The 15236-nt window shown below is 60.9% G+C and carries 12 protein-coding genes; 9 read left to right on the top strand and 3 right to left on the bottom strand.

All coding sequences use genetic code 11. The features are described from left to right. The first annotated feature begins 103 nt into the window (after positions 1 to 103). Together A3OQ_RS0105570 and A3OQ_RS0105560 are read left to right on the top strand one after the other, a co-directional pair. Positions 104 to 406 carry a hypothetical protein gene (locus A3OQ_RS0105570; protein WP_026595530.1) on the top strand — a complete coding sequence of 101 codons (303 nt, stop codon included), beginning with the start codon at positions 104 to 106 and terminating at the stop codon, positions 404 to 406. 307 nt (positions 407 to 713) lie between these two features. Then, positions 714 to 1550, top strand: a complete 837-nt coding sequence (locus A3OQ_RS0105560; RefSeq protein WP_020174378.1) for a DUF3108 domain-containing protein — start codon at positions 714 to 716, stop codon at positions 1548 to 1550. Between the two features lie 10 nt (positions 1551 to 1560). Here A3OQ_RS0105560 and A3OQ_RS0105555 read toward each other — a convergent pair whose 3' ends face one another. After that, on the bottom strand, positions 1561 to 2199 hold the full coding sequence (locus tag A3OQ_RS0105555) for a TetR/AcrR family transcriptional regulator (RefSeq protein ID WP_020174377.1): 639 nt from the start codon (positions 2197 to 2199) through the stop codon (positions 1561 to 1563). A 240-nt stretch (positions 2200 to 2439) separates the two neighbouring features. Here A3OQ_RS0105555 and A3OQ_RS0105550 point away from each other — a divergent pair, with 240 nt between their 5' ends. The 7 genes from A3OQ_RS0105550 to pgi all read left to right on the top strand — a co-directional run bounded on the left by A3OQ_RS0105550 (position 2440) and on the right by pgi (position 12724). After that, positions 2440 to 3351, top strand: a complete 912-nt coding sequence (locus tag A3OQ_RS0105550; RefSeq protein ID WP_020174376.1) for an NADP-dependent oxidoreductase — start codon at positions 2440 to 2442, stop codon at positions 3349 to 3351. A 139-nt stretch (positions 3352 to 3490) separates the two neighbouring features. Then, entirely contained in the window at positions 3491 to 4687 is a 1197-nt protein-coding gene (locus tag A3OQ_RS0105545) for a TCR/Tet family MFS transporter (protein WP_020174375.1), read from the top strand. 138 nt (positions 4688 to 4825) lie between these two features. Further along, positions 4826 to 5566: a glutathione S-transferase family protein gene (locus A3OQ_RS0105540; RefSeq protein ID WP_020174374.1), complete on the top strand. Its 741-nt coding sequence runs from the start codon at positions 4826 to 4828 to the stop codon at positions 5564 to 5566. Between the two features lie 379 nt (positions 5567 to 5945). Next, the gene (locus A3OQ_RS0105535) at positions 5946 to 9302 is read left to right on the top strand and encodes a helicase-related protein (RefSeq protein ID WP_020174373.1); all 3357 of its coding nucleotides are present in this window, start codon (positions 5946 to 5948) and stop codon (positions 9300 to 9302) included. A gap of 34 nt (positions 9303 to 9336) precedes the next feature. Continuing rightward, the gene (locus A3OQ_RS0105530) at positions 9337 to 9534 is read left to right on the top strand and encodes a DUF3311 domain-containing protein (protein ID WP_020174372.1); all 198 of its coding nucleotides are present in this window, start codon (positions 9337 to 9339) and stop codon (positions 9532 to 9534) included. Beyond that, on the top strand, positions 9524 to 11008 hold the full coding sequence (gene mctP, locus A3OQ_RS0105525; RefSeq protein ID WP_020174371.1) for a monocarboxylate uptake permease MctP: 1485 nt from the start codon (positions 9524 to 9526) through the stop codon (positions 11006 to 11008). Before A3OQ_RS0105530 ends, mctP begins: the two co-directional genes overlap by 11 nt. Before the next feature lie 66 nt (positions 11009 to 11074). Next, positions 11075 to 12724 carry a glucose-6-phosphate isomerase gene (gene pgi / locus A3OQ_RS0105520; RefSeq protein WP_020174370.1) on the top strand — a complete coding sequence of 550 codons (1650 nt, stop codon included), beginning with the start codon at positions 11075 to 11077 and terminating at the stop codon, positions 12722 to 12724. 66 nt (positions 12725 to 12790) lie between these two features. Here the strand turns inward: pgi and A3OQ_RS21410 are convergent, their stop codons facing one another. Next, positions 12791 to 13411: a Spy/CpxP family protein refolding chaperone gene (locus tag A3OQ_RS21410; protein WP_020174369.1), complete on the bottom strand. Its 621-nt coding sequence runs from the start codon at positions 13409 to 13411 to the stop codon at positions 12791 to 12793. Between the two features lie 12 nt (positions 13412 to 13423). Beyond that, positions 13424 to 15232, bottom strand: coding sequence for a hypothetical protein (locus A3OQ_RS21405; RefSeq protein WP_020174368.1), 1809 nt, complete (start codon positions 15230 to 15232; stop codon positions 13424 to 13426). Positions 15233 to 15236 lie beyond the last annotated feature (4 nt).

The following is a 15236-nucleotide window of genomic DNA, read 5'->3' as shown; positions in this document are numbered from 1 at the left end:
TGGAAAATATGACGAACGTGACATGATGGGAGGAGTTTCGCCGATGTCTTGGACTTCTGGGGCATTGGCCTTTCCACATCAATCCGGTGGTTTGGAGCGCTCCATGACGATCATCGAGCATGATTTCGGGAAAAAGGAAAAAGATAAGGTCCGGCGCTTTACCAAGCTCGTGACCCTCGAAGCCCAGCACGAAGCCAATGTTCTCGCCAATCCCCTGCCCTATCTCGAACGGGCGGAGGAACGCATCACCCAGATCGAAATGGCCCTGACCGAGGCGGCCAATGCGGCGGCCTACGATCCGCCGGGCTATGTCCAAACCGGCGAAAAGATCGAAATCGACCGCGCGGAATATGAACGCCTGCTGCGGTGCAAGCAGATTCTGGACGCCGCAATCGCAAAAATGTGATCCTTCCGCCGCGAGCCCGCGCGTCCGCCCAGCGGCTTGCCTGGCATGCGCCGATCTGTGATGAAAGCAGACTTGGCTCTGATTCGGCTTGTCGGTTCGATATCGTCGGCCCTAAAAGGCCGGCCATGAAAGCGGCGGATTTCGGCCTCTACATCACGGGTGACACACGCGTTTTCCGGAGCACGGCCGGAAAGGCCGAATGGTCTTTCCAAAAACCGGCATGTTCCGGCCTCTTGATCCCGCGCGATTTCGGCCGGTCAGATGTGTGTCTGGCCGGCAAACGCGCTTAAAGTCCGGTGCTCTTCGCATGATCTCACCCCTATCGGTCAGACGCTGGTTTGCGCTTCTCGGATGCCTCGCAGCCGGTCTCGACGCCAGTGCGGCAGCGGCCCAGGCCGATCTGATCAGGGCGCGCTATTCCGTGACGCTCGTCGGACTCCACATCGGCGATGCGTCGGCGAGCGGGCTTCTGCAACCGGACGGGTATAAAATCGATCTCAATGCGCAATTGAGCGGCCTCGCGGCCATGGTCTCACGCCTCCAAATGGCGCTTGCCTCCTCGGGCAGCATTCATAAGGGGACGGTCGTGCCGGCGACCTATGCGACGACATCGGCCAATGCCTATGAGACGCGGACGGTGCGCATGTCCTTGCACAGCGGCGCCGTGACCGCCGTCGATGTGTCACCGCCCTTCGAAGATAGAGAAGGCCGGGTCCCGGTCACCGAAGCGCTGAAGCGCAATATCCTCGATCCGACCAGCGCACTGATCATGGCCGTTCCGCCGGGACAATCTCTCGTCGGGCCGGCGGCCTGCAATCGCACGATCCCCGTCTATGACGGCTTCACCCGCTTCGACATCACTTTATATTACGCCGGGATGCGAACCGTTTCGGTGCCGGGCTATGTCGGGCCGGTTTCGGTCTGCTCGGCGCGCTATAAGCCGGTCGCCGGTCACAAGGTCGATTCGAAGTCGACGGCCTTCATGGCGGCCAATCGCGATATCGAAGTCTGGCTCGCACCGGTCGAGCACGCCCATGTGGTTGTGCCCTTCCGGGTATCGTTGCGGACGATGGCCGGCATGGCCGTTGTCGACGCCGTGGAATTCAATATCGCTCCGACGGAACAGACCGCCACCACGCATTGATGCCGGGCGCTCAAGCGTAAGGCGTGCCTGCCATTGCGGCTTTCAGGCCGATGGTTCCCTTATCGACAAGGGCGAGAAATACGGCGTTTGCTTTCTCTGTATCGTGACTCTGCCGAAAGGTCCGGTGCGCCTGGATGAAGGCCACGGTCCACGCCGCCAAGAGCAGGCCGGCCGCGAGATAAGCGTCGGGATCGGCAGGGTCTCGCCCAACGCATTCGGCGAGCGCCACTGTCACGACCTGCGCGAGTTCGTCACGGATCGCCCTCGCCCGCGCCTTGAGGACCTCGCTGCGCTCGATCGTCTCTATGAAGCTTTGGCTCCGGGCAGAAAATTCGACGTAGGGGCGTTGTTCGGCAATCGACCTATGCGCGAGCAGGCGGTACGTCTCGATCGGAGCAATGCCGGGATCGCGCTGCGCTAAGGCGTCGCGCAGGATCTCGCGGCCTTCTTCGTCGCGATCGAAGAACATGTCCTCCTTGCGGGGAAAGTGGTTGAACACCGTCATCCGCCCGACGTCGGCGGCCTCAGCGATCTCGTCCACCGTCACATGATCGAAGCCCCGTTCGATGAAGAGGAGCGTGGCGGCGTCGGAGATCGCTTGTCGCGTGGCGAGGCGCTTGCGGGATCGCCGGTCGGAGAGCGCTGGCATAGAACTCATAATATCACAATCTATGTACTCAGTATATATTTGTATTGACAATACATCCGATAGCTCACATTAAATGTACTGAGTACAAATTTGAGTGCGGTATATGGCAGATCCAATTGATATTGTGATGGTGGAGGCGGGACCGGTCGGACTCCTGACGGCCGTCGAGGTGGCGCGCGCGTCCTTGTGCTGGAGCGTCTGGGCCACGAGTGGCAGAGGACGGGCCGAAAGGAAAGGCTCGTGAAAGCCGCGCAATTCAGCCGGTTCGGGGGTCCCGAGGTCCTCGAGATCGTGGATCTTCCCGACCCGCATCCGGGTCCCGGACAGGTCCGCATCGCCGTGCGCGCGGCCGGCATCAACACAACCGAGTGGAAGCTGCGCAAGGGGCTGTTGAGCTTCGGCGCAGGGTTGCCGCAGACGACGGGTCGCGACGTGGCAGGCGTCGTCGACGAAGTCGGAGAGGGTGTTACAGATGTTTCCGTCGGCGACCGGGTCTTCGGTGTCTCCGACGATGGTGCCGGAGCGGCCGAACTGGCGCTGCTGACCTATCGGGCGCCGATCCCGCTCTTTCTCGGTTTCGTCGACGCCGCCGGCCTCCCCGTCGCGCTCGAAACGGCGACGCGCAGCCTGGACCAACTCGGCGTCGGTCGTGGAATCAGACTGCTCATCAATGGCGCCGCGGGTGGGATCGGCAGCGCCGCTGTTCAACTCGCCATCGCCCGCGGCGCGCGCGTGATCGGCACCGCCGGCCCTGCCAACCACGACTATCTTCGGCTCCTCGGCGCGGAGCCTGTGACCTACGGCGAAGGCATGGCCGACCGAGTCCGCGCCCTCGCGCCCGATGGCGTCGACGCCGCGCTCGACGTTGCCGGAAGTGGCGTGCTGCCCGAGTTGATCGATCTTGCCGGCGGCCCGCAGAACGTGGTGACACTTGCCGACATCGACGGAGCGAAACAGCACGAGGTACGCTTCAGCAGCGGCTTTCTTCACGGTCACGCCTTTCACGCGCTGACTGAAATAGCTGCGCTCATCGAAGCCGGACGTTTTTGGCTTCCCGTCGAGCGAACCTACCCGCTCGACAAGATCTCGGACGCGCACCGCGTCAGTGAGAATGGGCACGTGCGAGGCAGGCTCGTGCTGGTCATCGGCTGAAGGCCCGCTTCGGATCTGTTGCCGATGAAGCTCGATGTCAGCGCTGATTGGCACGGTTTCGGCCGCGCTAAATGGCACGCTGGGATCGACGGCCACTGGTGAATTAACCGATAGTCTTGTGTGGATGGCTCCCGCCACTATGAACAAACCCCTTGTTGTCATCTTCGTCGCAATCGGTCTCGACGCAGCGGGCATAGGCCTCATCTTCCCCATTCTCCCGCAACTTCTTGAGGATGTGACGCACACCCAGAATATCGCGCCCACCATCGGGATCATGATCGCGCTCTATGCGGTCATGCAGTTCATCTTTGCGCCCGTGCTCGGCGCTTTGAGCGACAACCTGGGCAGGCGTCCCGTACTGCTCATTTCCCTAGCGGGAGCGGCGCTCAATTATGTCGTCATGGCCTTCGCGCCGCAGCTTTGGATGTTGTTCCTCGGCCGCGCCATTGCTGGCCTGACCAGCGCCAATGTCTCCGTTGCAACGGCCTACATCACCGACATTTCGCCCGAGGACAAGCGAGCCCGTCGCTTCGGCCTGTCCAACGCCATGTTTGGCATCGGCTTCATCATCGGTCCGGTTCTCGGCGGACTGCTCGGCGACACCTGGGTGCGGCTCCCTTTCATCGCCGCCGCCGTGCTGAACGCCTGCAATCTCCTGCTGGCTTTGTTCATCCTGCCGGAGTCTCACATACCGGGGCACCAGAAGATCGATCTGGCCGCGCTCAACCCGCTTCAGCCGCTGCGTTGGGTCTTCTCGATGAAAGGGCTTCTGCCTATCATCCTTGTGTATTTCTTCTTAAGCGCCGCTGGAGAGGCCTATGGCACCTGCTGGGCACTGTGGGGCTTCGACACGTTCCAGTGGAATGGCCTTTGGATCGGCCTTTCGCTAGGCACGTTCGGTGTCTGCCAAACGCTGGTGCAGGCTCTCTTGCCCGGTCCAGCTACCAAACTGCTCGGGGAACGCTTTGCCATTGTCGTCGGGATTGCCTGCTCCTGCATTGCTCTCGTCGCCATGGCCTTCGCCAACCAAGGCTGGATCGTGTTCGCCATCATGCCGATCTTCGCTCTCGGCAGCATCGGTACACCCGCGTTTCAGGCCCTGGCCACCCGGCAGGTTGACCCGGCATGCCAAGGCCAGCTCCAAGGCGTACTGGCATCGGCCGTCAGCTTGGCCTCCATCATCGCCCCGCTGGCTTTCTCGACATTCTACTTTGCCGTTCAGAAGGAGTGGCCCGGAGCCATCTGGCTCTCTGTGGCCGTCATAAATGCAATCGCGGTCCCGCTGGTTTTTCTCGGCACCCGGACTGCACGCTCTAAGCAGCCTGCAAGCGTGTAATTACGCCTCGACCGAGGAGAAGGCGTCCAAGCTCGGTAACTCCGTAGCCCTCTACCAGGCGAGGGCATTATCGCTGCGGCGATGACAAAACCTCATATCTGGTGGCATGTTGGCCGGACCTTGATCTGAGGCCCACCTATGATCACGCTTTATACGTTTGGACCTCTGTTCGATCTGCCCGACGCGAGCCCCTTCGTCGTCAAGGCCATGCTGCTTTTGAAATTCGCAGGCCTTCCTTACAAGGAAGAGCGCGGCGGCTTTCGAAAGGCGCCGAAAGGCAAGCTGCCTTTTATCGTCGATGATGGCGCAGCGATTGCCGATTCGACCTTCATCCGCTTTCATATCGAGACCAAATATGGCGTCGACTTCGATGCCGGTTTGAGCCCTGGCGCCAGAGCCACTGCCTGGGCGCTCGAGAAAATGTGCGAGGATCATCTTTATTGGGCGCTCGTCGACATGCGCTGGTGCGACATGGGCAATTTCGAACGCAGCGTGGCGCGGTTCTTTGATTGGCTTCCGGCGCCGGTGCGGCCTCTCGCCAAAATCATGATCCGCCGCATGGTCGTCCGCCGCCTGAACGTTCAAGGCATGGGCCGCCATAGAAAAGAAGAGATCGCTGAGCTCGCGATCCGCGACCTCGAGGCTCTCGCCGCAGTCCTCGGCGAGAAAGCATTTTTGATGGGCGACGCGCCCTGCGGCGCGGACGCGACGGTCTTCGGCTTCGTCGGCTGCCTTTTATCGCCTGCCTGCCAATCGCCGATCCGCGCGGCGGCGGAAAATCACGCCAATCTTGTCGCCTATCGCGACCGGCTTTTGGGCCTTTATTTTCCCGGCTTTTCCGGAGGAAATTTACCAATTGGCCAGCAGGCCGAAGTGTAAAAACTCCTGCTAGCCCCTAGACGCCGGCGAAAAAACCTTCGCAGGCGCGCATTTCGAAAGTGAAGTCCTATATGAATCAAGGATGCCACCTTGTTGACAAAAAGCCCGTCCGGAGTCCGCAACGATCGGCGTTTTGAACGCTTTCCACAGGCCATGAAAAACCCCCAGAAAAGCCCAATTTCACCGCATCCTGTGGTCGCGTCATGCTAAGCCACATGATCTTGTCGGGAACAAAGCGGGATCTTGGCTCGTGTCGGCGATTCGGCCGCGATTCGTTCGTGACTCGTTCAGAACGTAAAGAACGGCTGGGCGCGCGATGCCATTGTGATACAGAGAACCCTTCTCCGCCCCTCTCTCATGACGGTGCCGGCCTGCGTCGATGAATGTCTTAGTTCCGGCGGCCCATCTGCATCCAAGCGATCGCGCGAAAAGCGTCAGCGTGCTGCTCGGGCCGACCAATACCGGCAAGACCCATTATGCGATCGAGCGCATGCTTTCGCATGCGAGCGGCATCATCGGCCTGCCACTGCGGCTGCTCGCCCGCGAGGTCTATAATCGCGTCGCTGAAAAGGTTGGCGCTTCGGCGGTCGCGCTCATCACCGGCGAGGAAAAGATCAAACCCAAAAATCCGCGCTATTGGATATCGACGGTCGAGGCTATGCCACGCGATCTCGACGTCGCCTTTGTGGCGATCGATGAAATCCAACTCGCTGCCGATCTCGACCGCGGCCATATTTTCACCGACCGGCTGCTCAACCGGCGCGGCTCCGAAGAGACTTTGCTGATCGGCGCCTCGACGATGGAACGCGCATTGCGCGAGCTTTTGCCGGGCGCGCCCATCTTCTCGCGCCCGCGCCTGTCGAAATTGACCTTCGCCGGAGAGAAAAAGATTGCGCGGCTGCCGCCCCGCTCGGCCATCGTCGCCTTCTCGGCCGAGGAAGTCTATGCGATCGCAGAATGGATCAGGCGCCAACGCGGTGGGGCGGCGGTTGTTCTTGGAGCTCTATCGCCGCGCACCCGCAATGCCCAAGTCGAAATGTTTCAAAACGGCGACATAGATTATATCGTTGCGACGGACGCGATCGGCATGGGCCTCAATCTCGATGTCGATCACATTGCCTTCGCGTCCGACCGGAAATTCGACGGCTGGCATTATCGCCGCCTCATTCCAGCCGAATTCGGCCAGATTGCCGGGCGCGCCGGACGCCATATGCGCGATGGGACATTCGGGACCACCGGCCGTTGTCCGCCGTTTGACCCGGAACTGGTCGAAGCCTTGGAAGATCATCGCTTTGAACCGGTCCGTATGCTGCAATGGCGCAACACCGATCTCGATTTCGCGTCTCTGACGGCGCTCGCGGCCTCGCTCGATATCACGCCGAAAGAGCCCGGTTTGACACGCGCGCCTGTCGCGCAAGACCAATTGGTGCTGGAAATCGCCTCCCGCGACGAAAAAGTGATCCGCGCCGCCAAGACGAAAGCCGATATCGCGCGGCTATGGGAAACTTGCCAGATCCCCGATTACCGGAAATTATCCCCGGCGGCTCACGCGGAATTGGCGCTTTCGATCTTCCACTTTATTGTGCGGGCGGGCCATATTCCACAGGATTGGTTCGCCCGGCATGTGAGTGTATTGGATCGGGTCGACGGCGACCTCGATACCCTATCCGCACGAATTGCTCAGGTTCGCACCTGGACCTTCATTGCGAATAGAACGGACTGGCTTGATGACCCCGAGCATTGGCAGGGGGTCACGCGTCGGGTAGAGGACATATTGTCGGACGCTTTGCACGAGCGTCTCGCCCAAAGGTTTGTGGACCGGCGGACGAGCGTGCTCATGCGTCGTTTGAGAGAGAACGTGATGTTGGAAGCGGAAGTAACGAGCAGCGGCGATGTGATGGTCGAAGGCCAGCATGTCGGTCATCTCAACGGTTTTCGCTTCACAGCCGACCCGCAGGCCGGCGGCGAAGCGGCGCGCACCTTGAATGCCGCCGCGCAAAAGGCGCTCGCGAGCGAAATCGAAGGACGCGCGACACGCGTTCACGAGGCGGTCGACGAAGCCTTCGTTCTCGCCAATGACGGGTTGATCCGCTGGCTCGGCGAGCCGGTCGCGAAACTCGTCGATGGAGCGCATATACTCGAACCACGCGCGCGCATCCTGTCAGACGAGCAATTGACCGGCGCCGACCTCGAAAAGGTGCAAAGGCGGCTCGATCTCTGGACGGCGCAACATATTAAGAAGCTTCTCGGCCCGCTGGCGGAGCTCGAAAAAGGCGAAGGGCTCGAAGGCATTGCACGCGGCATCGCCTTCCAAGTGGCGGAGTCGCTCGGCATTCTCGAACGCGCCCGCGTCGCGGAAGATGTCAAAGGCCTGTCGCAGGAAGCGCGCGCGGCTCTGCGCAAATTCGGCGTGCGCTTCGGCGCCTTTCATCTCTATCTGCCGCAACTCGTCAAGCCGGCGCCGCGTGCGCTCGCCGCGCAACTCTGGGCCTTGCGCCATGGCGGCGTCGAAGAGATGAAAGGCCTCGATGAAGTCCCGCATCTCGCCTCTTCGGGACGCACGTCTTTCGTCGCCGACAAGGATGTGCCGAAGGGCCTTTATCGCGCGGCGGGCTTTCGCGTCTGCGGCGACCGCGCGGTGCGCGTCGATATTCTGGAACGTCTCGCCGATCTCATCCGCCCCGCCGTCGCCTATCGGCCCGGCACCACGCCCGGCGATCCGCCGCCAGGCTCTGCCGATGGCGATGGATTCGTCGTGACCGTCAATATGACATCGCTTGCGGGTTGCTCTGGCGAAAGTTTCGCCTCGATCCTGCGCTCGCTCGGCTATCAGTCGGAGCAACGCAAAGGTCCAGCGATCACCTTGCCTTTGATTCCCAAAGCCTCGACCGAACCTGTGCATGTGACCGAGCCCGCGGCAACGCAAGAGACACCGGCGCCGGAAGCAGACGCAAGCGCGGGCGAGGCGAAGCCGGAGGCTGTCGAGGAAACAGTTGTCCAAGAAGCAATTGCCGAAGAGACAGTTGCCGAAGAGACGCCTGTTGAAGTGATAACTGCCGAACCATCGGCGGAAGCACCCGCCGAAGTCCCGATGGAGGTCCAAGCCGAAATATCGGCAGAAGCTCCGGCGGAGAGCCCGGCGGACACCGCCGCTGAGGCGGCAAGCGAGCCCGTCGCGGCAGCGCCCGATCAAATCGAGGCCGCTGAGCCGGCTGCCGAAGCCGAACCCCAACTCATCGAAGTCTGGCATCCGCATCGCCAGCACCACCAAAAACATACTGCGCCGCGTAATCAACGCAACCGGCCCGCAAGACATGCGCATGCCGGCGCTCCTGGTGCACCGGCCAACGCAGCGACAACCCCTGAAACGGTCGAGGCCGGTGCCGCGGCGGCACTGAACCACGAGGGCCGCGACGACGCCCACAGAGGCGAGCGGCATAGAAACGACAATCGCAGACATCAGCCGCGCCGCGAAAACCAAAAACAAAATCAAGAAGCTGGTGCTGCGCCAGCGGCAGGCGAAGGCAACGAACAATCCGCCAAGCCGCATTTCGACAATCGGCGCGGCAAGTCCGGGCCCAAGGGTCCAAGGCAGGATGAGCATCGCCAGGATCGCCAGAACAAACCGGCAAATGCGCCGCGTCCGCCGCGCGAGCGCCAGCCCGACCCCAATTCGCCCTTTGCAAAACTTCTAGAACTAAAGGCAAGGCTCGAAAATAACGCGGATTCCAAATAAGCTCGGCGGTCTCGATCTTATTTGGACTGGAAACATGCCGAAATCCCGCCCGAGCCCGCTGTGGTTCCTGTTGCTGCTTCCCTATCTCGGACTGCTTATCGTCGGCCCCTATAACAGGGCGGCTCCCGATCTTTTCGGCTTTCCCTTTTTCTATTGGTATCAGCTCGCTTGGGTGCCGCTGACCTCGATCCTGATCTACATCGTCTATCGGAGTCTGCCCGATGACGAGTGAGCTCGACTATCCGGCGATCGCCGTCTTCGTCTTCTTCTTTCTGCTCGTGACCGTCATGGGCTTCGTCGCCGCGAAATGGCGGCGGCCCGCGACGCTCGCCCATATCGACGAATGGGGATTGGGCGGTCGCCAATTCGGTACCTGGATCACCTGGTTCCTGGTCGGCGGCGATTTTTACACCGCCTATACGGTGATCGCGGTTCCGGCGCTCGTCTTCGGCGTCGGCGCCTACGGCTTCTTTGCCTTGCCCTATACGATCATCGTCTATCCTTTCGTCTTCGCGGTCATGCCGCTGCTCTGGCGCCGCGCCAAGGACGGAGCTCACGTCACCGCCGCCGATATTGTTCACGATCAATATCAATCGCGCGGGCTCGAACTTGCCGTCGCCCTGACGGGCATCATCGCGACCATGCCCTATATCGCCTTGCAGCTCATCGGCATGGCGGCTGTCATCAAGGCTCTTGGCCTTACCGGCGAAATCCCGCTGATTCTGGCCTTCCTCGTACTCGCGCTCTACACTTATTCGTCCGGCCTGCGGGCGCCGGCCCTGATCGCCTTCGTCAAGGATGCGATGATCTACATCATCGTGATCGTCGCGATCGCCATCATCCCGATCAAGCTCGGCGGCTATGGCGCGATCTTTTCGGCGGCCGACGAGGCCTTCAAGGCCAAGGGATCGGGCGGCATCCTGCTCGCGCCTTCGCAATATATGGCCTATGCGACGCTCGCCTTCGGATCGGCGCTCGCCGCCTTCATGTATCCGCATACGCTGACCGGGATTTTTGCGAGCAAGAGCGCCCAGACGATTCGCAAAAACGCGATGCTGCTGCCGGCCTATACATTGCTCCTCGGCCTTATCGCCCTGCTCGGCTATATGGGCCATGCGGCGCATTTGAAGGTCGCGAGCAATAATGACGTCGTCCCGATGCTCTTCAAGACCTTGTTCCCCGGATGGTTCGCGGGCTTTGCCTTCGCTGCCATCGGGATTGGCGCGCTGGTGCCCGCCGCCGTGATGTCGATTGGCGCCGCCAATCTTTTCACGCGCAATGTCTGGAAGGCCTATGTCGATCCGAACGTCAGCCATGCGGGCGAGGCCAAGGTCGCGAAAGTCACTTCCTTGGTCGTCAAGGTCGGCGCATTGCTGGTCATCCTGTTTCTGCCGACGCAATTCGCACTCGATCTGCAATTGCTCGGCGGATTGTGGATCTTGCAGACCTTTCCCGCGGTAGTCTTCGGCCTATTTACAAACTGGTTCCGCGCGCCGGCTTTGCTCGCGGGCTGGGCGTCCGGCTTGGCCGTCGGCACCTATTTCTCTTGGATGGACGGGTTGAAGCCGCTTCATACGCTGGTCTTCGGCGACACGAAGATCACGCTTTATGTCGGACTTCTGGCGCTTGTTCTCAATATTGTCGTGACGCTCGCCGTCAATGCCTTATTGGCGCAACGCAAGCCCGTGATAAGCACGGCCGAATAGCGGCGAATGGGGGAGCCGCGGACCGCGGCTCCCGATGCGTCGCGATCCTTTTCTCGCGAGGCATCAATGGACCAAACAAAGCTGACGGACGCCTGGGACGCTCTCGCCGCGCATCGGGCCGAAATGGAAAATCAAAAGATCGCGGATTTCTTCGCCGCCGATCCGGAACGCTACGCGAAGTTCCATATTCAGCTCGACGACGTTCTCTTCGATTTCTCGAAACATCGCGTCACCCGGAAAACCCTCGATCTGCTTGTAGCGCTTGCCCGCGCGGCGGGGCTTGAAGAGAAACGCGCGGCGCTTTTTGCGGGCGATCTCGTCAACGTGACGGAACATCGAAGCGCCATGCATATGGCGCTGCGCAATCTGACCGATCGGCCGATGATCGCCGAAGGCCGCGACGTGATGCCGGAAGTGCTCGCGGAGCGTAAAAAGGTCCTCGCCTTCGCCGAAGCGATCCGCAAGGGCGAAATCAAATCGGCGAGCGGCGCGCCCTTCACCGATATCATCAATATAGGCATCGGCGGCTCGGACCTCGGCCCCGCCATGGCGGGACGCGCCTTGTCGCCCTTCGTTTCGCCGAAGCTCAAATTGCATTTCGTCGCCAATGTCGATGGCGCCGATCTCGGCGACACATTGGCCGGCGTGCCTTTGGCGACGACGCTCTTCATCATCTGCTCCAAGACCTTCACGACCTTGGAGACGATGACGAATGCCGCATCCGCACGCGCCATCGTCGCGGAAAAATTGGGCGAGGCCGCCGTCGCCGATCATTTCTGCGCGGTCTCGACGGCGCTCGACAAGGTTGCCGCCTTCGGCATCAAGCCCGACCGCATCTTCGGCTTTTGGGATTATGTCGGCGGACGGCTCTCGGTCTGGTCGTCGATCGGGCTCTCGCTCGCGATCGGCATAGGCGCGGAGAAATTCGAGAAGTTCCTGCTTGGCGGTCAGGATATAGACACGCATTTCCGCGAGACGCCGTTAGAGCAAAACGGCCCCGTGATCATGGCGCTTATCGGTATCTGGTATCGCAACCTCTGGGACTACCGGACTCAGGCGGTGATCCCCTATGATCAGCGGATGGCGCGCTTTCCCGCCTATCTGCAACAGCTCGAAATGGAGTCGAACGGCAAGTCTGTGCGCCTCAACGGCGAGCCGGTCACGCATGAAACGGCGCCGGTCATTTTCGGCGAGCCCGGCACCAATGGCCAGCACGCCTTCTTCCAGATGCTGCATCAAGGCACCGACATCGTGCCGATCGATTTTCTGATCGCGGCACAACCCAATGCGGCCGACGCCAAGCATCATCAATTGCTATTCGCCAATTGCCTCGCCCAGAGCGAAGCCTTGATGCGCGGACGCTCGCTCGCGGAAGTCGAGACGCAATTGCAAAAGCAGGGTCTCGATGCGGCTGCGATCAAGGCGCTGGCGCCGCACAAGGTCTTTGCGGGCAACAGACCATCGAGCACATTCATCTATAAGAAACTATCGCCGCGCGTGCTCGGCCAGTTGATCGCGCTTTATGAGCACAAGGTCTTCGTGCAATCGGTGATCTGGAACATCAATGCCTTCGATCAATGGGGCGTCGAACTCGGCAAGGAATTGGCGCTTCGGCTGGCGCCGATCATCGCCGACAAGAGCGCATCGACCGCGGGACTCGACTCATCCACCGCCGGATTGATCGCCGAGATGCGCAAACTCAACAAAGGATCTTGAATAAAAAGGCGGCGCGAAAGCGCCGCCAGCATGGAGCCCGTAAGACGTAGCTAAAGTCGAATATCTTCAGTGGTCCGATTGATCGTCATGGTCGTCGTGATCGGAATGATCATGCGACCACCAGCCGTGATGTTCACCTTCCGGCCCGGAGCGATGTTCGCCCTGGCCCATCATCGCAGAATGCATTCCGTGCGGATGCAGATGTTCGAGCAGGATCGGCAGCCGGTGTTTCTGCTCGTCGCTCAAGGTCGCATAAAGCGGCCCCGCGGCGTCGGCGAGTTTCTTCAGCGCTTCGCCGCGCGCGAGCGCGCCCTCGCTGACCCGCTTCAGGAATTGCACCGGATCGGCGGGACGCGGTTCGTCGTGCCAGATCTTGCGCCGGTCGGCCATGGTCTGAGCGGCCCCGCGCAACGCGGTTTCGACCGGCGGCCAAAGCTTCTCCTGATCCGGCGTCAGAGTGAGGCCAGCATGCAGAGCCGCGACGCGCGCATCGAGAAAAGCCGCCCGGTCCGCCGGCGAGAGTTCATGCGAGGATTCATGATCTCGATCATGCCCCATCATCATCATTTTCGAGGCCGGATCATCATGCGGCGCCTGCTGCGCCTGAGCATTGATCGCGGCGGCGATACCGCCTGCACTGATGAGTCCTGCTAGAACGAGGGCTAGGGGGAAACGGTTCTTCATCATCTCTTCTCCGGGTCACGGGCGGACTGCGAAAATCCTATACGGCGTATGTGGTGCCGGAATTGGTACGAGCCAATCGGGCACATCCCCCGCCGATAAATTGGCGGAGAGAGACTGAGGCTTGCGCTCGCCAAGAATTTTGGTCTCTCCAAAATCCGGACAAATCGCGACATAATTCGCGCCGCTTGCCATCACAATCGCGCGAGACTCATCCGGCGGAGCGAGGAAGGCCTTAAGCGCAAGCACGTTACCGTGATTGTTGCGATGATAAGGGGCAGCCAGAACGCTATGCGACGTAAAGGCAAGGAGATGCGAGCCCGAGTCGATCGGTGCGAGAATGAGTCCGGACGGCAAAGCCTTGAAGGCTTCGAAGGCAGCCGTAGCATGACAGTTTTCGGACGCTTTCTTCGTATCTGTCTCGGCACTGCCGATCGCCAGAGCCCAGGGGATCGATGCGAAAGGCAAAAGCAAAGCGAAAGACCAAAGCGCTGCCTTGCGCCTGCCTGACTGCATGAGCCACGTGTTGAGTTTCATCACGGCCCAGACACCGCCCAAAGGTGCGATGGGGCCGACGGATGACAGAACCCGAACGAGCCAGAGGCTCATCAAAACGCCGATCAGGATCGTCGCCGAAACGAGCATCCATTGCAGGCGAAGCGGGCCTTTTTCAACGCATGCCGCAGCGAGTGACCCGGCAAGGCCGAGCACCAAAGGCAGCATGAAGATCGCCGCGGTTTCGGGCTCCTGCCGCGACAGCCGCAAGAAAGACCAGGCCTCGTGGACATTCGACAGCCAGACATCGCGCACAAGCGGGTCCAAGCCTGCAAAGGGCTCGCGGAGGGCGCCGGGGCCGAACAGAGCCACAAGGCCCAAAGCGGCCGCGGCGCCAGCCAAGGCGAGGATCAGTCTGACCGGCAAAAGGTCGAAGCGCTCCGGCAAAAAGGCGAGCGCGAGACACACCGAAGCGCCGGCCATTCCGGCAATCAACTGCCCGAAGGAAAACGCATCGGGGACCGAGAGAAGCCAACGCGCCGGACCGACGGTTGCGAGAAAGCAGAGCGGCAGGCCGATCAGAAGACCAAGTGCGAAGCCCGCCATCACAAAGCGCATCGCCCGGCCCTGCCAAAGCCAGAGGCCGCCGGCAAGGCTCCAAAGCATGAAGATGAAGGGCATGTTTTCGAGGCTGATCGCTAGCGAAAGCGCTGCCAATCCGCCGGCAATGGCGCCCGGCAGCATGCGCCGCGCTTTCACCGCTTCGACAAGTCCGCCCAGCATGAAGGCCAAAAGGACGATTTGCGGCGCATGATGATCGATCCGTCCCGGCTGGAATTGCCCGAAGGCAATGCCGGAGAGAAGCACCATGAAAATCGCCGGCATGATCGCGTCGCGGCCGAGCAGGTTTTTCGCAAGCCGTGCGATCGCCGCATAAAGAGCAACCTGCAGCAGCAGGGGAAAGACGATGCGCGTCAGGCGCTCGGCTTCTTCGACCGGCAGAACGAGACCGAAGGCCTTGATCAGAATCGCGAGCGGAATATCGACGACCCGCGACCAATGCATGAAGACACCGCCCGGCGGATCGAGGCGATAGACGGTCATGTCGAACCAATTTTGGCCGGCGAGCAGCGCACGAACCTGTTCGAGCCGCATGGCATCGTCGGGATCGTGAATGGAACCCGTCTGCCAGACGGCCACGATCCGCGCCCAGGTAAGGATAAGCCCAAGGCTCATCACAAATAAGATGAGCAGCGGAACGAAGGCTTTATGTGCGGCAGGGTCCTGCGCGTCGCGCAGAGCTTTCACATGGTCTGCCGTAACGCTGGTCAAAGCC

Origin of the sequence: Methyloferula stellata AR4 (assembly GCF_000385335.1) — a bacterium.
Classification (GTDB): Bacteria; Pseudomonadota; Alphaproteobacteria; order Rhizobiales; family Beijerinckiaceae; genus Methyloferula; species Methyloferula stellata.
Note: the sequence above shows the minus strand (reverse complement) of the source record. Positions and strands in the feature narration are given on the sequence as shown.